The sequence below is a fragment of the Pseudaminobacter soli (ex Zhang et al. 2022) genome (genome assembly GCF_014595955.1).
Lineage (GTDB): Bacteria > Pseudomonadota > Alphaproteobacteria > Rhizobiales > Rhizobiaceae > Kumtagia > Kumtagia pseudosoli.
On the sequence record NZ_JABVCF010000008.1, the window covers coordinates 125659 to 145890 of the forward strand.

Below are 20232 nucleotides of genomic sequence, written 5' to 3' on the forward strand. Positions count from 1 at the left end.
GCCTGTGAGTGACATCAGCCTTGAAAACGTAACCGGGAAACTAAACCGCGTCGGCTATGATGCGTTCATGCAGGCGCTGCGCCACGCCAAGCGTGCCGGAAACCGTAATCTCGAACTAGCGCACTGGCTGCACCACATGCTCGCCAACGAGCGGTCCGACGTCTCACTCACCGTCGACCACTACAAGTTGGACCGAGCAAAACTCCTTAAGGAGGTCGCCGCCACCATCGACGGTTTCCGAAAGCAGGAAACCGAGATGCCCGGCATCTCGAACCAGATCACCGACATTCTCGATCGCGGCTGGTATTACGCGACGCTGTTCTTCGGGGAGACGCAGATCCGCACCGGGCATCTGCTCGTCGGCGCGCTGAAGTCCCGCGAGCTTCGCCGTGCGCTGCAGCAGCTCTCAGCCGAGTTCGGGAAGATCAACGACGACCTTCTCGCCAACGAATCCCGAAAGATCTGGGCGCAGTCAGACGAGGAGAACCTGCGCCCGATGGACGGCTCCGGCCTGACTGCCCGGCCGGCCGGCGAGGCGGCGGACGGCTCGCCAGCGCAGCGCGGCACCACGGCGCTCGACCGCTTCTCCGTCGACATGACCGCGGCCGCGGCAGCCGGGAAGATGGACCCGGTGGTCGGGCGCGATGAAGAGATCCGCCAGATCATCGACGTACTGATGCGGCGGCGCCAGAACAACCCGATCCTCACTGGCGAGGCCGGTGTCGGCAAGACTGCGGTGGTTGAAGGCTTCGCGCAGCGCCTTGCGGCGGGCGACGTGCCGCCGCAGCTCAAGGGCGTGCGGCTCTGTGCGCTCGACATCGGCCTTATGCAGGCCGGCGCCTCGATGAAGGGTGAGTTCGAGCAGCGTCTGCGTTCCGTCATCGACGAGGTGCAGGCCTCTCCGACGCCGATCATCCTGTTCATCGACGAGGCGCATACCCTGATTGGCGCCGGCGGCGCGCAGGGCACCGGCGATGCTGCCAACCTATTGAAGCCAGCGCTGGCGCGCGGCACGCTCAGAACTATCGGAGCAACCACCTGGGCCGAGTACCGCCAGTATTTTGAGAAGGATCCGGCGCTGACCCGGCGCTTCCAGCCGGTCAATGTCGACGAACCGTCGGTCGACAGGTGCGTGACCATGCTGCGCGGCATCCTCTCGCCCATGGAGAAGCACCACGGCGTGCGCATCTCCGACGAGGCGGTGGTCGCGGCGGTGTCGCTGTCGGCGCGCTACATCCCCGCCCGGCAGTTGCCGGACAAGGCTGTCAGCCTGCTCGACACCGCCTGCGCGCGTGTTGCGATCAGCCAGTCGACGACGCCGGCCGCAATCTCCGACCTGAAGGCGACGATCGAGGCAAAGCTCCGGGCGCTGAATGCGCAGGAGCGTGAGAGCGAACTCGGTCGCGTGGACGAAGAGCACATTGCCGAACTGAAGGCCGAAATCGAGGAGTCAGAAAAACTACTAAGGGGACGGGAATCCGAATTCGAGAAGGAGCGATCTATCATTGAAGAGGTCCTCGCGCTCCGAGAGAAGATCGGCGTAGCGGTCGGCCGAGCCGTTTCAAGAGTTCGCTCTATGGTCGATGGAACGAATGAAGCCGCGTCAACGGCAACGGAGCCCGCGTCAGCAACGAGTACTGCTCCAGCCATTTCCGAGCAATCGCTCGAGCACTTACCCGATGAAGGGTCCGATGATCTGACCGAAGAACACCGAGCGAAACTGACGGAAAAGCTTAGGACCCTCGATGAGCTCGAGCCGGACCACCGGATGATATATCCCCACGTCGATGAACTCGCCGTCGCCTCCGTCGTCTCCGACTGGACTGGTATTCCGGTCGGCCGCATGGTCAAGGACGAGGTCCAGACCGTGCTGCAACTCGCCGACATCATGGGTCGCCGCGTCGTCGGGCAGTCGCACGGCCTGGAGATGATCGCCAAGCGCATCGAGACCAACCGCGCCAAGCTCGACAACCCGAACAAGCCGATCGGCGTGTTCATGCTCTGCGGCCCGTCCGGCGTCGGCAAGACCGAAACCGCGCTGGCGCTCGCCGAGGCGCTCTACGGCGGCGAGCAGAACATGATCACCATCAACATGTCGGAATTCCAGGAGGCGCACACCGTCTCGGCGCTGAAGGGCGCCCCGCCCGGCTATGTCGGCTACGGCGAGGGCGGGCGGCTGACCGAAGCGGTGCGACGCAAGCCGTATAGCGTCGTCCTCCTCGACGAGGTCGAGAAGGCCCATCCCGACGTGCACGAACTGTTCTTCCAGGTGTTCGACAAGGGCCAGATGGAGGACGGCACCGGCCGGCGCATCGACTTCAAGAACACGCTCATCATCCTGACCTCCAATGTCGGGACCGAGGTGATCATGAAGATGGCCGAGGAGGGCAAGACCAGGCCGGATCCCGAGACGCTGAACCAGGCGCTGCGGCCTTACCTGCTCCAGGTGTTCCCGCCGGCCCTGCTCGGCCGCCTCGTCACCATTCCCTACTTCCCCCTCTCGTCGGAGTTTCTGGGCGGCATCGTCCGGTTGCAGTTGGAGCGGATAAGGAAACGGATCGACGAGAACCACGATGCGGAGTTCACCTATTCCGACGGGGTGGTCGAGCACATCGTGTCACAGTGCAAGGACCCGGATTCGGGCGGACGCATGATCGACAACATCATCACCAACACGCTGCTGCCCGAACTTTCCCGGCATTTCCTCAACCGGGCACTCGAGAAGCAGGAGATCACGCAGGCCGAGGTGGACTTGCGCGACGGGGCTTTTGTCTACGAGGTCGGCTGAGCGAGCGAATTGAACCTGCCTTGGGCTCCGCGCTTCATGCTCAACCGGTCAAGTTCCCTGGGCGTTCACATTCGATGCCCTCCGCGAGGCTCGCCTAACCCGGCTGCGCGGCGGCCGCCAAAGTGGCGACAACACCGCTGATCGCCGCCTTGTAGGCCAGGAACTCCGACGAGGCTTTCGCGATTTTCCTGGTCTCCACCACCGGCGCGGTGGGCGCTGGAGCGCCCCGGCTACGCATCTTGGCCTCCGCCCAGGTCTTTATGTAGGCCACGTTCTTGCCGCTTAGGAAGGGATTGGCCAAGATCACGGAGTCGCCAAGCACGGCCAGAAGGTCGGCATCGTCGGCGGATGACAGGATGGTGCTTGCCCCTTCCATGCCGAGGAAGTGGCACAGATAGAGCCGGCCTGCGGTGATCTGGTGACCACGAACGCGCAAGTAGGCCTCGCCCTCCTGTGCCAAGCGCCGCACCATCTCGCGCGACAGGGTCGGGTCGAACCGCAGAGCGAGGATATCGGCACGCGACAGCGAGCGCGCGAGATCGGGGCGGTAGGTGTTTATCATCCGCACCCAGGTACCTTCGATGAACTGGCCGAGGCCGGTGGCGGTCGAGAGCGGATTCTTGGCCGTCGCGCTGCCGCCGCTCTCGACCCGGATGATATGGTCGACAAGCAGTTCCACGGCCTCGTCCCCCGAGCCGGCAGCGACCGCAACCGTCGTCCCTTGCAGCGGATCGATCGCCTGCCCGCCCGCATAGAGCTCGAAGTGGAGGTGCGGTCCGGTCGACAGGCCCGTCGTGCCCACATAGCCGATCAGGTCGCCAGCCTTCACCGGCGCGCCCGCCTTGAGGCTGGGCGCGAACCGCGACAGATGGGCGTAGCGGGTCTCGCGTCCTCCGTTATGGGAGATGCGGACCAAATTGCCGTAGTCACTCCCGTCACCGAAGGAGGCAACCGTTCCGTTATAGGCGGCGAAGACAGGCCTTCCGACGGGTGCGGCCCAGTCCACCCCCTTGTGGATGCGGACCTCACCGAGGATCGGGTGTTTGCGCGGCCCGAAGGTGGACGTCATCACGCCATTCACCGGCGTGACCATGCCATTGGTGACGGTCAGCGAATAGACCTGATCCTCCTCGGTCACGCATGCGAAGTCGCTCGATCCGTCCGGACGGAAGACGAAGCATTCGAGGTTGGTATCGCCGCCCTTCACGGCCGCGTAGAGCACCCTGCCGGCCGCACCATCGGCCGATCGAGGCGTCTCCGAATACACCAAAATCAGCCGATCCTGCTGGGTCGCGAACACGTTCAGATCCTTGCCGCGCGACAGGAACAGGATGGCCTCGCCGATCACGCCGGCGGGCACGTTGTTGCGAACGGCGGTCGAGTAGATCGCGTCGAGCAGGCGGTACTGGCGTTGCGGCCCGGTCTGCTGCTCGAATCCGGAATAGTTCAGCAGATTTTCGCTCACCCACGGGTCGGCCGCTGAGACGAACTTGCCGTCGTCGGCTCGCGCCAGCGTCCCGACATACTCCGCATCCGCGTAGATCGACACCTGTACGAGCGAGAGTGCGGTCGCGTTCGGGGCCGATTTGACGCCGCGCATTGCGACCACATAGCCGGCCTCGATCTGGTCCTTCTTGAACAGCGTCTTCATCGCCTCGCCCGCGAGGCGGGCGTCATCAGGGGCGAAGTGATGCTCCAAAGCAAGGCTGTATAGCGTGCGCGCATAGAGGACCTTGTCGATGAAGTCCTCCTTCGCGGCCGAGCGCCCACGCTCGGGGCGGATCAGCGCTACGGACGTATTGTTCTCGATGCGCGTCTTGTCGAAGGCGGGAAGGCTCGCTTCACCGCCCTCTATGGTCGCGCCCCAGCCAGCCGCGCCATCCGAGAGGGCGGGGTCGCTCGGTTCGCCATGCGTGCCGGTGCCTTCGCCCGGACCTGCGCCGTTCGCGCTCTGCGAACCGCCCTCCATATCGGTGGACTGATGAATGCTCCGCTGGGCCTGGAAAAAGGCGAAGTCCTCAGGGCTCGACGGGATCGTAGTCATCAGCCGTTCGCTGCTACTTACCATCACGTCGGAGAGGACTCGGATCTTCTCCGGCACGCCGGGTTCAGCAAGTCCGGCAGGGCGCGGCACGTCGCGGACCTTCGGCGCAAAGGACGGGTCCTTGCCGATGCTGATCGTCATCGGGTCGCCGGCCAGATCCACGATCGCCGGCACGAATATGGGGACCTCGATGTCCCGCACCGCGCTGTCCACCTCGACCAGATCGTTGTCCAGCCCTTCGATCGACCACTTGTCGGCGGTGAGGTAGTAGCCTGCGCCGATCCCCAGGATTGCCGCCAGCGACGCGGCCCCGGCAAGCCGGAGCCGTCGCGTGCGCCGCTTGCGCGACGCCGCCGCTTCCTTCTTCTCGCGAAAGCTGGGGTCTATGCTGTGCATGACGCGACTGCGCGGAGGGCCGACGGCGCAGCCGCATCGGTCGCGACCGCCAACTCGGCACAGCCGCGGCTCATTGCAGACCGCCGGTGCTCAGGAACAGCGTCCAGCGCTCCGTCTTCTGCGTGTCCACCTCGTAGAAGGGCGCCTTCTGATGGCCGTTCGCCCAGCAGTCCCGATCTCCACGAATGACGAAGCGCCTAGGCCCCACGCACATGGAGGTCGTGCCGTTAAGCAGCGGCTGACCGAAGACGTCGGTCGCGTAGAGATAGATGTAGCGGTTGACCAGTTTGTCGCGGATGACGTTCACGCACTGGTTGGCCCCGACGGTCCACCAGCCTTCCGTCTGCCAGAACGTCTGGGTTTGCTCGCTTACTTCCTGCCCCACTGCGAGATTGACCACATCCAAGGTCTGGTTGCAGACGGCGAACTGAGCATGCGCCGAAACAACCGACAGCAAGTTCAAGGCAGTTGCGATTGCGGCTCCGGCGAGCACATTCGTTGCTGATGCACCTGGCCGTTCCACTTGCCACCCCCCGTAGCAGAAACCCGCCAACTCTAAAGGCCAACTTCGAGGTATCCAACAGGCCGGGCACTTCTTTGACAAGATCACCTGTGCTGTTCAACTTTAACTGTTCACGCCGGATATTATCCCGATCCGCTCGCCGATAACATCATCCATGCTGGACTAATTCTCGCCGGTAGATAACCTGCAGCGAGAAGCGAAAATCTTTGGCGGGAGGACGGCGAATGGCGACAGCTCCGAAGATCATCGCAGGGTTGAGCATTGCGCTCAGTCTGTGGGGGACGGCAAGCCTGGCGCAGGACAAGGCCATAGCGATCGAGTTGAACGATACGGTGAACATCGAGAATGCCTGCCGGCTCGTGTTCGTCGCCATGAACCAGAGCGGGCTAGTGCTCGAAAAGACCTCCTATGACGTCGTCACCTTCGACGGGAGCGGAAAGGTCGGGCGCTCGCTGACTTTCCAGTTCGGACGACTGCCGGTCGGCAAGACCAAGGTCGTGCAGTTCGACCTTCCCGGCCAGTCCTGCGACGGAATCTCCCGGCTTCTGGTCAACGACGTTGCGGAATGCTCGGTGGATGGCAAGGCCTCCGAGGTCTGCATCGATATGCTGAAGACCGTGACCCGAACCAAGATCCAATTCGGGTTGTGACATTCGAGCACCCGGCGAGTGTGAGCGGGCCGACAGCATGATCCAATTGCTATCCGAGCAACTCTCCTCCTCCGGTGGTCCGGTGCTGATCGCGCTGTTCGTGATCTCCGTTGCCGCCGGCGCGGTCGCGATCTTCAAGGCCATGCAGTTCTCGCGGATGGGGGTCGGCCGCTCTGTTGGAACCGAACGGTCACTTACGGCCTGGACAAGAGGCGACTTCGACGAGGCGACCCAACTAGCCCGCATCGACAGGTCGCCGGCGTCTGCAGCCGTTGCGGGCGCCATGATCTCGCTGCTCAACTATCCCGCCGACCGCGACCGGGCGAGAGAGGTGGCGGCGCATGTCGCACTGCATCACCTCACTCAGATGTCCAGACACCTCCGCTTCCTCGAGACGGTCGCGCAGGCCGCGCCGATGCTTGGACTGCTCGGCACCGTGATCGGCATGATCTCCGCGTTCGGCGAACTCTCGGCGAAAGGCGGCGCCATCGATCCATCTGCGCTGGCCGGCGGTATTTGGGTGGCGCTCATCACCACGGCTGCGGGGCTGACCGTGGCGATCCCGGTCTACTTCCTGTCGATGTGGTTCGAAGGCCGCGTCGATCACGAGCGCGCCTATATGGAGGCGGCAATCGCCAAGGTGCTGTTCAGCATCGCACCGCTGCGCCCCGCCGATGCAATAGTGGCCGAGCCTGAGACGAGCTTCAGCCTGCCGCGCGCTACCGTTCCAGCCTCACTGGGAGGATGAGTTGGCGGGCGGCACTCAACGCATTCTGCCTCCACCTCCGCGCAGATGGCGGCCGTCCTTCGTACTGACATCGCTGATCGATATCATATTCCTGCTCGTCATCTTCTTCATGGTGTCCTCACAAATCGTGCCCTACTCGGTCCTGCCGATCGGGCCCTTGGCGGGGGGCGGCACCCAGCACGAGACGGTCCCACAAACACCGGCAGGGCCGCCGGCGGTAGCCGTCCGCATCCTTCAGGGACGAGTCGTGATCGGCGGCGACACGGTAGAAATCGCCAACCTGCCGAGGGCTTTGGCAGAACTGAAATCGCGCGGCGTCACCTCCATCCTGCTCCTTCCCGGCGCCTCGGCGACCGTCCAGGACGTCGTCACCGCACTGGAGGCGAGCAAGGATGCGGAGCTAGCCAATGTGACCGTGCTCGGGCGCGGAGGGCAGCGGCGATGAGCATCATCCCCGTCCCTCCGGACCACCGCCGGAACGACTTCACGCTGACGATGATCAACATCGTCTTCCTGCTTTTGCTGTTCTTCCTCACGACGGGAAGCCTCACCAATCGCCAGGAGGCCCAGTCCACCGTCCCGGTGACCCGCAACCTGCCGCTCGAGCGCCTGCCCCGGCCGCTGCTGCTGATCGAAGAGGACGGGTCGCTGTTCCTCGACGGCGCGGCGGTGTACCGCGACGAGGTGGGCCCCGCCGCCAAGCGCGCACTGCAAACGATCGGCCGCGACGATGCGGTGCTCAGCCTGCTGGCGCAGCGCGACATGCCGGCCCGTCCGCTTCTCAACCTCGTCGAACAACTGCGGGCAGAGGGGCTGCCGCTGCAGTTGGTCACGCTGAGGCAACCACTGGACACGGGGGCGTCGGCCAAATGAGCGAGAACTCGGCAAAGGGTCTTTGGGCCACCGCTGCAGTCGCATCACTTCTCCTGCACGGCTCGATCGGCATGGCACTTTATGCCATGCCGATCCCCGAACCGCGAAAGCAGAGCCGCACCGAGATCGACGTTGCCACTCTGATGGGGGGCGCCGCGACCCAGTCGACCTCCACCGAGAAAGCCGTGATCGGCAATGCGCCCGGCGAGGTGGCCGTCGTTGAGCCTCGCGATCAAGCTTCGGCCGCAGCAGAAGCCGCGCCTGTGCTTGCCGCAGCGCAGCCGGAAGCGCACGAACTCGGCTCTTCCTCGCCTTTGGCAGTCCTCGAACCGGTAAGTTCTTCGGCCGAGCCCGCCATCGTGGCTCCCGACGCTCTGGCGCGCGAAGCCGCGGCGAAGAAGGAGGCTATCGCCGCAGCGCTCGCTGACCAGGTCGCGCCATCGGAACTCCCGGCCGAGGCCGCGCCGGTCGCATCAAGCGAGGCGACTCGGTCGGCCGAGATTGCAAAGGCGGCGGCTGGGGACGCGCAACCGGAGGCCGCGCAAGTCGCCGATCCACTCTCCACACCTGATCAGCCTAAGCTCGCCGCGGCCGCTCAGGTCGAGGCGCCTTCGGAAGCGGTACTGCCTGCGGCCTCTGCATCCATCCAGCCGGCGCCCGCCCCCCAGACTGCTACGGAAACAAGCGAGGTGAGCGCACGCACCGTACCCACCGAAGCGCCCCGCCTCGCCTACTCGGCCCAGACTGTAGAGCCTGCGATACGCAATGAGATCGAAGCCATCGCATCACTCAATGAGAGCACACCCACGATCTCGCTGAGCGAGGTTGCCATTGCGGCCGAAAGCGAGACAGCCGCGCCTCCGTCCTTGGAGTCGGCCCCTGCGCAGCCGAGCCAGCCGGCGCAGGCAGGTTCCGAGGCCCTCGCCGCGTCCAACAAAAGCGTTATTGCGGTTGCGAAGACTAGAAGGAATGGAGGCGCGCTTGCGGCAGCATCGTCGGCGCCTCCCGCATCAATTCTGCCGGTTTCTCCTCAGCCGAGCCTCGGGGAAGCGGGGCTGGCCGCGGTCGCGCCAGAGCCGGAGACTATTGTTGCCATCGCTTCACCGGCCCACCCGGATGGAGTGAGCCCCGAGGAGGCTATTAAGCTTGGGCAACAACTGGCCAGCGTGGGACAGGTCATTGACTCTCCAGCAACCCGCCAGTCGGCAACGCCGACCGATGAAAGTGCCGCGGCCGAGGAAATATCCACCGCGATAGCGGCCCTGCCGCGGACTTCCGTCACCGTTGACGACCGTGCGGGCGCGGCGGAGCCGAATCGACTCCCGATCACCGACTTCCTGGCCGAAAACGAGTACAGCGACTGCCTTCTCGCCATCCCGACCGGCACGGGTCCAACGGCCGCCAGCATAGAGGCCTTCGCCGTCGAGAAGAGCGCGGTCGAGCAGCTTGGCGCCGAGTATCAGCGGCTCTCGGGAATCCCCGTCACAGCCGATACGCGGCCGGTCTCGCAGGACCAGTGCAGTGCCCTCGCCTTCGCCCGCAGCCTGGCCCAGTATCCCAATTTTCCCCTGCGCGTCGCACTGGCCAAGCCAGTGATCGAGAGCGGGCAGGAACTTGTCGGCGTAGTTTCCGGTCTGCGCAAGGACACGATCTATCTTGTGGTCGTCGATGACGAAGGGAAGGCTGAACTTGCCAGCTCGTATTCGGGCCAGCGCGAACCGGTCGTCGATTTCAGTGCGCCCATGACCCTGACGTCCGGCCCGGTGTCATCCGTGCAGCTACTCATTGCCATCGCTTCGGACGGCCCGCTGCGAACCGTGCCGCACCGGCCCGGCATGCCGGCTGAGGATTTTTTCTCGAAGCTCGCAACCGAGATTGTCGTGGGGCAGCGCTCGGTCGCCTTCGGGATGACGTCCTTCGTGGTGAAGTGAGGCGCGTGTCTGCTTGGAGCGGCTATCCCCGTATGCGGAAATAGCGTGCCGTCGCCGTGCTCTCGATGCGCCTTTGCTCGATCTCCGCGCTGATCTTCGGCAGCAGTTCGGAGGCAGGGATGGAGTTGGAGTTCTGCAGGGCCTCCAGCGGCGAGGAAGTGGAAAGCGCGAGCAGGATCTGCGGAACCGCGCTCTGCTCATCGGTCTTGCCGGTGCCCAACCCGAGCGCGATGCTGAACGACGCCTTGTCGCCGGAACGCTTCAGAATCCGGTCTAGATTGTGGGCGATGCCGTCATGGTCGACGAGCAGCAGGTAGGATTTCCTGGACGGCTCGACCTGAAGCTCGCCGCTCATCGGATCGCGGTCGCGCAACTCGTATTTGGCGAGCGTCAGATCCGGCGGGGAACCGTGCCCGTTCGCAAGCTTGTGGAGGAATTGCGTCACGGTGCACTGCTTGGGCCGGATCAGGCGAACCCCGATCTTCGGCTCGGCCTGGAATTGCTGCATGAAGTCGTTCAACAGTTGCCGGAACCCGTCGACACTCTCGCCGAAACCCTCGATCTCCGTGTGCGTGCCGTTCACGGCAGTCGCCGTGGCGTAGAAGCAGTCGCCGCCGGAGTAGGTGCGCAGCCAGGCGATCTGCTTCGCGGCGCTATCCACCTGATCCGTGGGTTCGACCGGCTCTTCTGGCACGATGACCTCAGCGGGAGGTTGCTTGGTCGTCACTTCTTTCGCCGGCGGGACGACTTCCTTCGGCTGTTCGGCCGGGGGGCCCTCTCCGCCTTTCGGCGCCGGCGTCTCTTCGGCAGGCTTAGGCAGCGTCGCTTCGCCTCCAGCAGGCGCACCATCAGAGGCGGGCGGTCTTGGCACCTCCGCCTTTGGCACCTCCGGGCTTCGAGGCTCGACCGGCGTGGGTGGAGATGCCTCTTGCTGCGGCAAAGGATGTGGCCCGGAGAGCCACTGATCGGCCAAGCCGGAATACCAGATGGCGCCGACGCTTGCAGCGAGTAGCGTGAGCACGCCGCCTGCCACGACACCGCGCCGACGGCTCCGTCTCGGCGCGTCCGCCGAAGCATGGGCGGATGACGGCAGCAGTTCCGGAATATCGATCTTCGCCGGCCCGAGATAAGGGCCGAACGGGCTTTCGCTGGCAGGTTCGGCCGAGGGCTGTGCTGCGACCGCCCCGAGCGTAGTTCCGGCGAGGGTAAGTGCGGGCGCACCCGCCGTTCCCGACAGCATCACGCCGTGTTCGACAGGAGGGCCGCTTTCAAGGACAGTCGGGTCGGGCGCGGGCGGTTTTATCGGCTGTGCGGTTCTCGCCCAGCTCTCGATCTCGGCCATGCTGGCCGGGCGATGCTTCGGGTCGGGCTGCAGCATCGCCTCGAGGATCGGCCGCAGCATGGAATCCACGCCCGACAGGTCGGGGACCACGCGCCGCTTCTCGATCACCTCGACCTGGCTTCCGCTCATGTCGAGGGGCTTGCCGCGCAGCACGGCCGCCATGACGAGGCCGAGACTATAAATATCCGACTTCTCGGTGACCTCGGCGCCGTACATGCCGAGTTGTTCCGGCGAGACGAAATTGTATTTTCCGGCAAAGACGCCGCCGAGCAGCGTCTCGCCTCCGACACTCGCCGAGCGTGCGATGCCGAAGTCGATGATCTTGGCGCGGCCGACCTTGCCGCCCGGCAGGATGATATTGTCCGGCGACAGGTCGCGATGGATGATGCCGGCCTCATGCGCGGCCGCGAGGCCCGAGGCCAGCCGGGCAAGCAGCAGCCGAGCGTCTTCCGGCTGCATCGGCCCGCGCGCAAACATGTCGACTAGCGACAGGCCGTCGACGAATTCCATCGCCAGATAGGGGCGGCCGATCGCCTGGTCGATTGCGAAGACGTAGTAGCGGACGATTGCCTCGTGAAAGAGGTGATTGAGGATGGAGGCTTCCTTGCGGAACAGGGCGAGGATCATCGGATCGCGCGCGAACTCGGGAAGGACGATCTTGATCGCCACCGGATCGCCGGTCTGGATGTTGTGCCCGCGAAACACCTCGCCCATGCCGCCGGCGGCGACGCGTTGGTCGAGCTCATAGGTGCCGCTGAGCTGCGTCCCGACGGCGAGATCGCCAGGCGTGGGCGCCATGATGATCGTCCTGTCGTCATCCGCCATGACGCGCCCCCCATGCCGAAGCCGGAACGACCGTCGCTTCATCGGCTGATGCGTCGTGGCACTTCAGGACGATCACGGTGACGTTGTCGGTCCCCCCGCGATCTAGCGCTGTGTCGATGAGACGTCGGCATGCCGTCTCGGCATTGTTCTGCAAGACGCTCTCGAGGATTTCCGGCTCGGTCACATGCGCAGTGAGCCCGTCGGATGCCAGCACGAACACGTCGCCCGGAAAGATCTGCCCGAGCTCGATCTCGGTCGTGATCTCCTCTTCCGCACCTACGGCACGCGTGATGACGTTGCGGCGCGGCCATACGCGCGCCTCCTGGGGCGTAATGACCCCGCGATCCAGCAATTCCTGCACCTCGGTATGGTCACGCGAGACCTGCGTGATGCCGCCGTTGCGGGCGAGATAGACGCGGCTGTCGCCCAGCCAGATGCAGGCGAACTGGCGGTCGAAGGTGAGCAGCGCCGCGACCGTCGAGCCGATCGTGCCGCCGCCCCTCGCCTTGGCGATCGACCGGATCTCTGTGTTGGCCCGCTCGATCCGGTCCTCGAAACGGGCCCGCAGGTCCGGTGCCGAGCTGGCCACTCCGATGGTGGAGAGGTGCTCCACGATGGCCGAAGAGGCAATCTCGCCGGCATCGTGGCCGCCCATGCCGTCGGCCACCAGCCAGAGCCCGCTGCGGGGCGCGATCAGGTAGCGGTCCTCGTTGAGCTCGCGCACCCTCCCCGGATGACTAAGGCCGAAGCTCTCGAAGCGGATACCGGACTGGTTCACTGTCGTTCGCTCGTCAGCAAGGTGCGGCCGCGCACCGTTAAGTTCTCATTCTGTCACGACACGCAGCATGCGCGTATGGAAATACGGGTCGGGGAGCCCGTTTCGAGCATGGAGCACCGGGCCCCGCTCCTCGTTGCCCGGCACCCACCAGTAGCTTCTCCCACGGGCGACCTGGCGGTAATCATCCTCGAAGATGGCCGCGAGGAAGCTCGGAGTATCCGTGTCCTGCCCGGCCTGCCACACGGTTCCGCCCTTGAAATCGCTGCGTCGAGCGTTGGGTGCCAGTCTATCGAAAGCAGGGGGCGGTAGATCTGCAACGACCTCCGCGACCGCCGGCGCGGCGCCCTCGTCGAGCACGCCCAACAGGCGCACTTCCAATGCGGCGAACCATTTCTGCTGCGGCGAGTAGGAGGGCGGCGGCAGCGTCTCGCCCTCCTCGCAGACATAGATCGCCAGCAGCGGAAAGAAGCGCCCGACCCCATCCACCGATGGCATCAGCGCACCGGCGCAGGCCGCGCCGAGCACGTCCGCGCCGATCCAGAACCGCCAGATCGGGGCAACGAGGTAAAGCTCCTCCCATGCGCGGCCGAGTTCGCTGCGGCTGGCAGCCACCGCCGACTGCAGCCAGGTCTCGATCGGCGCGAGAACGTCACCGGCTATGTTGTACGCGATGAAATCGCGTTTCTGAGGCAGCTTGCCGAACAGCCCGAAGCCCATCTCACAGCCCCGTCGGGCAGGAGAACTGGGTCAGTTCCGGCAGCAGGAAGGGATTGGCCACCGATCCCACCTGGATGGTGTAGACGACGTCGCGGCCGCCGATGACGAAACGCGCGCGCATCCCGTCCGAGGTCTTGGAGACCGAGCCATACTCCAAGAGACGCATGAAGGCCCATCCGCCTTCCGTCAGCACGGTCGAGACGCGGCCCGGTATGTCCGGCGTGAGCGCGATGCTCACCGTTCCACCGGACATGCTTCCCGGCCACTGCATGGTGACCGGCAGGCCGCCGACCTGCGTGCTCTGCACGATCTGGCCATTGAGGTTGAGCAGGGCCATGTCGGCCTCGCCGTGCAGGGAGAAGGGCGTGATCGTCAGGCTAACCGCGGGCATGACCCCTCCCTGGGGGAAGAAGGCGTCGCGGATTTGGGCCGCGCGCTGGAACTCCTTGAGGGTCACCTTGGACAGTTCCCGGCCCAGGCGGGTATCCTCCTTCCAGACCCATTCATCGCCGGACATGTCCGCCATCGGGGCCAGGTTCTGGGCGAAGAAGCGGTCGATCACCCCATTCGGCGCAAAGATGCGGGCGAAATCCTGCATCTGCACGTCGCGCTCGCTGTTTTTAGCGAAGGGATAGCGATTGGAGATGACCGACTCGCAGGCGTGGGTGACGGTGCTGTTCAGCATCTGGTTCAGCTGCGCCAGCGAATTGCCGGCCGCGTCGCCTTCGAAATCGTCGACCGCCGCGTTCACCATCCTCGCCACCGGGCGCGGCAGGCGCGAGGCGTTTGCGCGCAGGTTCACCACCTGGATCTGCATGTTGGCGTTGGCGCGGTCTGCCTGCGAGGGGTTCGTCGCCGCCAGCACGAGGCTCTGATACACCTCGTAGAGGTTCTGGATCAACGCATCGATCGGCCGCTTGCCGGCATCGCCCTTCACCAATTCGTGGAACGGCCGGAACTGTGCCTCGATGTTGGCGCCCGGAATCTGGCGACCGGACGCGCCTGAACCGAAGGCCTCGCCGGCCCGGCTCTCCGATTTTTTCATCGCGAGCTCTATGCCGATGCGGGCCAGGCCGCTGGTGCGTGCGGCGGCGCGGTCGGCGGCATATTTGGCCACCGTAGCGGCTGCGTCCTTGGCGTCCGCGCTGGCCAACGGAATGTTCCCGGGCAGATCGGGTGACAGCTCGCCCTCGCCCGGCTCCCGCGTGAGCTGGGTCTCCACGCTCACTGCCTCGAACAGCTGGCGTATCGGCGATGTCGGCGACGAGGCTGCAGAAAGCGCCAGATATTGCGGCTTGTCGGCCGACATCGACTTGAACTTCAGATTGTCGAAAACGCCGTTCCAGGCGTCGATGAATTCCTTGCCGTAGCGCTCGATCAGCACGGGACCAAGCTGGCCGAACTGCTCCTCGATGCCCTTCTGGTCGGCAAATTCGCCCATCACCCATTTCTCGCCCTCGATCTTCTCGGCGACGGCGGCAAGCTGGGGGATGAAGAAGTCGTGAAAGCCGGGATAGGTGAAGAAACCCGGCACCACGAGCTTGTCGAGTTCGGTGCCGTCGACGGTCTCGAAAACCAGCGCAGTGTCCGGCCCACCCCGGTTGATCACCGAGAAGTTCTCGATGGGCGCCGCATAGGACGCCGTCTTGATCAGCGCATAGGCCCGGTCGGCCATGTTCATGCGGGCCAGCGAGCGCTGCGCGGACTCGACCAGCGGTCCGTTCAGTTCGAAGGTCGGGCGGTGGCTCGATCCGAGATGGAGCATGGCCCTGAGGTGAAGGAGAAGGTCCTGGCGCAGCTGGCGGTTGGTCGGCCCGGGATAGAGGTTCTCTTCCCAGTCCTTGCGCATCCAGGTCTCGACGAGGCTCTCGTCGACCTTCGGCGCCTTGCCGCCCAGCATCAGATAGACCTTCAGCGTCTCGTAGAGAACGAGCGGATCGTTCATGCCCGCCTCGATCTGCTTCTCCAGCCGCAGGATGAGGCGCGAGCGGAACATACGCTCCAAGGCGCGGCGGTAGGTCGTGTCGGTTGCCGAAACCAGCCGGCCGCGCTGCGCCAGGCCGAAGCTCTCGCGCACCGGCGTGGGCAGGTCGCGGTTGTCGTAGCCGACGGGCATGGTCCGCAGGATGTCGAGCACGCCGGCGACGTTCGAGAGCTCGACGTCGGAAACCGTGTTGCTCTTGAGGTGGCTTGCCGCGTTCACGCGATACTGTTCGGCCGCGCTGTCTGTCGCCGCGATCAGCGACTTGTTGCTGGCGAAGCTCACGCCCCAGGCGCCCAGGAGCCCAAGCGAAATCAAGCCTATAGCCGCGAGTGTCCCGTAGCGCAGGATCGCGGCACGGCGCACCGCGCTCATGTCGCGGGAAACCCAGCCGCGCTCGGCAAAGATGACCTTGGTGAGCAGATCGCGCAGGAAGAAGCTTTTACCCTGCCCGGAAAGCTGGGCGGAATGTGCCGTCTCTCCGAAGCTGCGCTGGATCGAGCCGAGCACCTGGTCGATCGGCGTGCCTTCCTGCGTGCCCGACGAGAAGTAGAAGCCGCGCAGATTGGCGTTAACCTGATAACGGGTGGGCTCGAAAATGCGGTTGAGGAAGCCCGCCACGCGATCCTTGAGCAGGGCGAACTGCGCGGGGAAGCCGAAGATCGCGATGCGCGCGATCGGGTCCGGCTCCTCGTGCAGGCGGTCGGAGACCTCCTCCGTCAGACGGCGTACCAGAAGATCGAACTCGGCCGGAACCTCGCTGACCATGTTCTTCTTGCGGTCTTTGGTCTGGAAAGTGGCTCCCCAGACTTTTCGGCGGCGCGCCTCGTTGAAGCTGCCGAAATATTCCGCGAAGCCGGCGATCAGATCGGCCTTGGTGAAGAGCGCATAGACCGGGAAGTCGATCCTGAGTTGCTGGTGCAATTCAAGCAGGCGCTTACGGATCGCGGTCGTGTGCTCCGCGAGTTGCTCGGCATCGAGCTTCAAAATATCCTCGACGCTGATCGCCAGGATGACGCCGTTGATCGGCTGCTTGGCGCGATGGCTCTTCAAGAGGGAGAGGAAAGAGAGCCAGCTCTTCTTGTCGAGATCGCTGCCGGAATCTTGCGTGGTGTAGCGGCCGGCCGTGTCGATCAGCACGGCCTCTTCCGTGAACCACCAGTCGCAGTAGCGGGTGCCGCCCGTACCGGCGACGGCCTTGCCGCCGTCAGCGCCCGCCAGCGGGAACTTCAGCCCGGAATTCACCAGGGCCGTTGTCTTGCCGGCGCCGGGAGGGCCGATGATGACGTACCAGGGCAGATCATAGAGATAGTTGCGCTTGCCGCTGGCGCGCTTCAGCGTCTCGAGCGCTTCGGCCATGCGCTCGCCGAGCGCCTTGGCGTCGCCTTGCCTGCCCTCGCTCTCCGCCAGTGCGGCTTCGAGCGCCTTGGCGGCGCGGCGCTTCAGCCAGTAGCGGACGCCATAGATGCCGGCGACGATGGCAAAGACGATGGCGATGATGGCGAGGCGCAGCCACACCGGCTCGAGCGGGCGCACGTCCTCGTAGCCGACCAGAGGGCCGGTGAACCAGATGATGGCCGCGAAGGCCATGAGGCCGAGGGCGACCGCGATCCTGAAGATCCAGACCTTCATGCGCCTGCCGTGCCCTGCCTAATCTTCCCCCTGCGCACAGCCCTATTCCTCCGCGCGAGGGATCATGACTTCGACCCGACGGTTCTTCGCACGTCCCTCGGGCGTCTTGTTGTCGGCAATGGGCTCGTCCTCGCCCTTGCCCTCGACCGAGATCCGGCCAGCATCGGTAAGTCTTGGCGCAAGGACGTTTTCGACCGCCTTGGCGCGCGCCACCGACAGGTCGAAATTCGACTTGAACGGGCTCGACGCCTTGGGTTTCACATTGTCGGTGTGGCCGATGACGTGAATGGAGCCGGGCTCCTTGTCGAGAGCCGAGGCGATGCGCTCGGCGATAGGCTCGAACTCGGGACGAACATCCGCCTTGCCCGAAGCGAAGAGCAGAAAGTTGTTCACCTGGACGACGATGTTCTCGCCGACCGGCTCGACTGCGAGGCCGCCGGCAGCGATGTCTTCCGCCAGCGCACCGCGTATGCGCTCGAGCTGGGTTGGCTTTATGGGATCCGGTGCCTTGAAGGGCTCGAAGGCGGCCCGCTCGATCGTCACCGCGTCCCCCGGATTGAGCGCCACCAGCCGCGCGGCGAGCGCGTCACCATCGTTGCTGATGATGAACCGCAACAAAAGGTAGACGCCGACCAGGCCTGCCCCGCACACGCCGGCGATCGCCCAGATCGGGATCGCCGCGCCGGTATCACGCATCAGCTTTGCCATGCCTTGCCAGCGTGGCGAGATGTCGTCGTCATTGCGCGGCTTGAGATGGCGTAGCGTCTGGTAGACATCGCGACGCCAGCGCTGCAGTTGCACGTCGCCGCCTGCCGCACCCCGATACTGCCCTTCGAAGCCCAGCGACAGGCAGGCGTGCATCAGCTCGAGCAGGTCGTAATGCGCGGCCGGGTTGGCAAGCAGCTTCTTCAACTCCTCGAAGAAGCCGACACCCGAGGTGCGCACCTGGAAGAACTGGGCGAGCATCGAGTACTGCATCCAGACGTGCCTGTCGGTGCCGGGCAGGTTCTGGACGATGTCGTCGGCCGTGCCGCAGAGCGCGTATTTGGCGACCATCACGTCCTGTGGCGCCGCGCCCGCTTCGGTTGCCCTGTTCTCGAACGCGCGTATCTCCTGCGCCACATGGTTCATCAGCGGCACGGCCTGCATGTCGACGATCAAAAGCCGCAGCCGGCCGAGGAGAATGAGCAGCGGCGCAGCGGCGGCGGTGATCGGGTTGGCAGCCGCGTATTCGCCGCCGTCCCTGGCGTTGAGCGCAACCTCGAGCGGGATTTTTTCGCGAGGCTCGGCGGGTGCTTGCGGCGCCTGCGCGTCCGGGAAGAAGACGCTGGCCCGGCCCGAACGCATCCAGTCGTCCGATTCCGGCAAGCCGTAGCGGCCGCTGTCGTACTGCCGTATCGGTGAGGCCGGCATCGGGTTCGGCGCAGGGTAAGGCGCGCGGGGCGGCACACCCCAGACGGACGGGCTTGATGCAGGCGTCGGCACGCCGAAGGAGGAAGGCGAGGCAATGACGGTGGCGTTGGAGGCCGGCGGCGGCGCGTTCGGTCCGGGGGGCGTCCCGGCGGGCAGTCCCTGCGCCGGACGAAGCGGATCGGGCCGCACCCGTCTGGCCGGATTGGGACGGATGACCGTCTTGCCGCCCGAGCCGAAGGGATCGTCCTTGCCGCTCATCTACGGTCTTCCACGATCGCCCAGAGGTCGAGCACGAGGCCCGGCCAGTCGCCGGCGAAATGCAGGCCCATGCCGCTCGCGACGCTGAATTCCGGCCACAGCATCGAGGACTTGTCCAGGTAGAAATAGACGTGATCGGAGATCGCCCGGATCTGCCGCGGTGGGGTCGGCATGTGGACGAGTTCGATGCCCGGAAGGTGGGTCTGCACGATCTCGTTCATCTTGGTGTTCGGGCCGACCTTGCAGAGCGCCGGGAACTGCTGCTGGACCTGCGAAAGCGGCTTGTTGGCGGCGACCTCGATGACGAAGGTGGCGTTGCGGAAGAGCGCCCTGTCCGGGACGGTGGCGACGAAGGCGTTCGGCGCCTTTTCCACCAGGTTGAGGCGGATCGCCCGGCCGATGTCGAGGCTGAGCAGGCGCTGGATGTCGGAGAGCACCGGCTCGAACACCGTATCGAGCGCATCCTGGTCGTAGTCGGCATATTCCGGCGCGAGGCGCTTGGGAGAGAAGGTCCACAGCTCGCCGGAGATGCGCAGGAGTTCCTTATAGAATTCTACCGGATGGACGAACTGCGAGGCGCGCATGTGCTTCACCACATTGATCTCGCGGTTCAGCATCTGCAGCATGAAGTAGTCGAAGGTCTGCAGCCCTCCGCCAGAGCTCGGGTCGGCGGCGTAGCGCGACAGCGTTTCGAGCTTGGTGTCCATCCAGCCGATCACCCGCTCGATCCAGCCGGCCACCACCGGATGCGCCTGCGTGGCGATCACCGGCGGCGCGAAGGTCTCGTCGAAGATGATCGTCTTGTCGCGCACCTCGAGTATGCGCGCGACCCTGAGCGAATGCGCACCAGGCTTCGGCGTCTTGCGGATCTCGAAGGTCACACGCGGGTGGGCGACCTCGATCTCCTGCTCGACATGCATCCCGGCCGAGGAGTCCACCACCGTCTCGATATCGCGCACGTAGCGGCTGCCGGAGGTGCCCTCGGCCATGTCGACCTCACGGCCGTTCACGACAGCCGCCGGCAGCACCATCCAGACGATCTGCTTGTCCGCGCCGGCGGGAACCTCGATGGGCGCTGGAAGTGGGCTGGAGCCCGGCATGTCGAAGGGCGTGCCGTCCTGGAAGACGCCGCTGGCGCGCCTCAGCGCGAACTTGTTCTGCTGGGCGAGGTCGCGATCAATCTCGATCTGTGAAAATCCCCAAGGATAGGGGCCAAGCTGGCGGACCCGATTTTCCAGGAGCCGTTCAAAATAGCGGTCGTTCTGCTGGAAGTGATGCTGGCGTAGGAAAAGGCCCTCAGACCATGCTAGCTTGCTATACCATGACATCTTGT

Annotated in this window: 14 protein-coding genes; 6 read left to right on the plus strand and 8 right to left on the minus strand. The window is 64.9% G+C overall.

Features of this window, described 5'->3' with window-relative positions; genetic code table 11:
* The first annotated feature begins 4 nt into the window (after positions 1-4).
* Positions 5-2788: a type VI secretion system ATPase TssH gene (gene tssH, locus HUI96_RS16045; protein WP_188255680.1), complete on the plus strand. Its 2784-nt coding sequence runs from the start codon at positions 5-7 to the stop codon at positions 2786-2788.
* Positions 2789-2882: 94 nt separating this feature from the next.
* On the opposite strand, the gene HUI96_RS16050 is transcribed toward tssH, so the two are convergent.
* Together HUI96_RS16050 and HUI96_RS16055 are read right to left on the minus strand one after the other, a co-directional pair.
* On the minus strand, positions 2883-5228 hold the full coding sequence (locus tag HUI96_RS16050; RefSeq protein ID WP_188255681.1) for a peptidoglycan DD-metalloendopeptidase family protein: 2346 nt from the start codon (positions 5226-5228) through the stop codon (positions 2883-2885).
* 70 nt (positions 5229-5298) lie between these two features.
* On the minus strand, positions 5299-5691 hold the full coding sequence (locus HUI96_RS16055; RefSeq protein ID WP_237684159.1) for a DUF1036 domain-containing protein: 393 nt from the start codon (positions 5689-5691) through the stop codon (positions 5299-5301).
* A 284-nt stretch (positions 5692-5975) separates the two neighbouring features.
* On the opposite strand from HUI96_RS16055, the gene HUI96_RS16060 reads away from it, so the two are divergent.
* The 5 genes from HUI96_RS16060 to HUI96_RS16080 are packed head-to-tail and all read left to right on the plus strand — an operon-like array spanning position 5976 to position 9953.
* Positions 5976-6401: a hypothetical protein gene (locus HUI96_RS16060; protein ID WP_188255682.1), complete on the plus strand. Its 426-nt coding sequence runs from the start codon at positions 5976-5978 to the stop codon at positions 6399-6401.
* A 37-nt stretch (positions 6402-6438) separates the two neighbouring features.
* Positions 6439-7149 carry a MotA/TolQ/ExbB proton channel family protein gene (locus HUI96_RS16065; protein WP_188255683.1) on the plus strand — a complete coding sequence of 237 codons (711 nt, stop codon included), beginning with the start codon at positions 6439-6441 and terminating at the stop codon, positions 7147-7149.
* A 1-nt stretch (position 7150) separates the two neighbouring features.
* Complete coding sequence (locus HUI96_RS16070) at positions 7151-7594, plus strand: ExbD/TolR family protein (RefSeq protein ID WP_188255684.1); 444 nt, start codon at positions 7151-7153, stop codon at positions 7592-7594.
* Complete coding sequence (locus HUI96_RS16075) at positions 7591-8022, plus strand: biopolymer transporter ExbD (protein WP_188255685.1); 432 nt, start codon at positions 7591-7593, stop codon at positions 8020-8022. Before HUI96_RS16070 ends, HUI96_RS16075 begins: the two co-directional genes overlap by 4 nt.
* Positions 8019-9953: a hypothetical protein gene (locus HUI96_RS16080; protein WP_188255686.1), complete on the plus strand. Its 1935-nt coding sequence runs from the start codon at positions 8019-8021 to the stop codon at positions 9951-9953. The genes HUI96_RS16075 and HUI96_RS16080 overlap by 4 nt, the downstream gene beginning before the upstream one ends.
* 22 nt (positions 9954-9975) lie before the next feature.
* On the opposite strand, the gene HUI96_RS16085 is transcribed toward HUI96_RS16080, so the two are convergent.
* Genes HUI96_RS16085 through tssK form a run of 6 tightly spaced genes read right to left on the minus strand, consistent with a single transcriptional unit; the run spans position 9976 to position 20227 of the window.
* On the minus strand, positions 9976-12120 hold the full coding sequence (locus HUI96_RS16085; protein WP_188255687.1) for a serine/threonine-protein kinase: 2145 nt from the start codon (positions 12118-12120) through the stop codon (positions 9976-9978).
* Complete coding sequence (locus tag HUI96_RS16090; protein WP_337918397.1) at positions 12110-12898, minus strand: PP2C family protein-serine/threonine phosphatase; 789 nt, start codon at positions 12896-12898, stop codon at positions 12110-12112. The genes HUI96_RS16085 and HUI96_RS16090 overlap by 11 nt, the downstream gene beginning before the upstream one ends.
* A 45-nt stretch (positions 12899-12943) precedes the next feature.
* On the minus strand, positions 12944-13615 hold the full coding sequence (gene tagF, locus HUI96_RS16095) for a type VI secretion system-associated protein TagF (RefSeq protein ID WP_188255688.1): 672 nt from the start codon (positions 13613-13615) through the stop codon (positions 12944-12946).
* A gap of 1 nt (position 13616) precedes the next feature.
* A complete protein-coding gene (gene tssM / locus HUI96_RS16100; protein ID WP_188255689.1) occupies positions 13617-17228 on the minus strand; it encodes a type VI secretion system membrane subunit TssM in 3612 nt (1203 codons plus the stop codon).
* A 42-nt stretch (positions 17229-17270) separates the two neighbouring features.
* Positions 17271-18899 (minus strand): type VI secretion system protein TssL, long form, encoded by a 1629-nt coding sequence (tssL, locus tag HUI96_RS16105; RefSeq protein WP_188255690.1) that lies wholly within the window; start codon positions 18897-18899, stop codon positions 17271-17273.
* Positions 18896-20227, minus strand: coding sequence for a type VI secretion system baseplate subunit TssK (gene tssK / locus HUI96_RS16110; protein WP_188255842.1), 1332 nt, complete (start codon positions 20225-20227; stop codon positions 18896-18898). The genes tssL and tssK overlap by 4 nt, the downstream gene beginning before the upstream one ends.
* Positions 20228-20232: the final 5 nt, after the last annotated feature.

Excerpts from the sequence above, each read along its gene's own strand:
- HUI96_RS16050 (WP_188255681.1), bottom strand. The coding sequence starts at position 5,228 with ATGCACAGCATAGACCCCAGCTTTCGCGAGAAGAAGGAAGCGGCGGCG.
- HUI96_RS16060 (WP_188255682.1), top strand. The coding sequence starts at position 5,976 with ATGGCGACAGCTCCGAAGATCATCGCAGGGTTGAGCATTGCGCTCAGT.
- HUI96_RS16065 (WP_188255683.1), top strand. The coding sequence starts at position 6,439 with ATGATCCAATTGCTATCCGAGCAACTCTCCTCCTCCGGTGGTCCGGTG.
- HUI96_RS16075 (WP_188255685.1), top strand. The coding sequence starts at position 7,591 with ATGAGCATCATCCCCGTCCCTCCGGACCACCGCCGGAACGACTTCACG.
- HUI96_RS16080 (WP_188255686.1), top strand. The coding sequence starts at position 8,019 with ATGAGCGAGAACTCGGCAAAGGGTCTTTGGGCCACCGCTGCAGTCGCA.
- HUI96_RS16085 (WP_188255687.1), bottom strand. The coding sequence starts at position 12,120 with ATGGCGGATGACGACAGGACGATCATCATGGCGCCCACGCCTGGCGAT.
- tagF (WP_188255688.1), bottom strand. The coding sequence starts at position 13,615 with ATGGGCTTCGGGCTGTTCGGCAAGCTGCCTCAGAAACGCGATTTCATC.
- tssM (WP_188255689.1), bottom strand. The coding sequence starts at position 17,228 with ATGAAGGTCTGGATCTTCAGGATCGCGGTCGCCCTCGGCCTCATGGCC.
- tssL (WP_188255690.1), bottom strand. The coding sequence starts at position 18,899 with ATGAGCGGCAAGGACGATCCCTTCGGCTCGGGCGGCAAGACGGTCATC.
- tssK (WP_188255842.1), bottom strand. The coding sequence starts at position 20,227 with ATGTCATGGTATAGCAAGCTAGCATGGTCTGAGGGCCTTTTCCTACGC.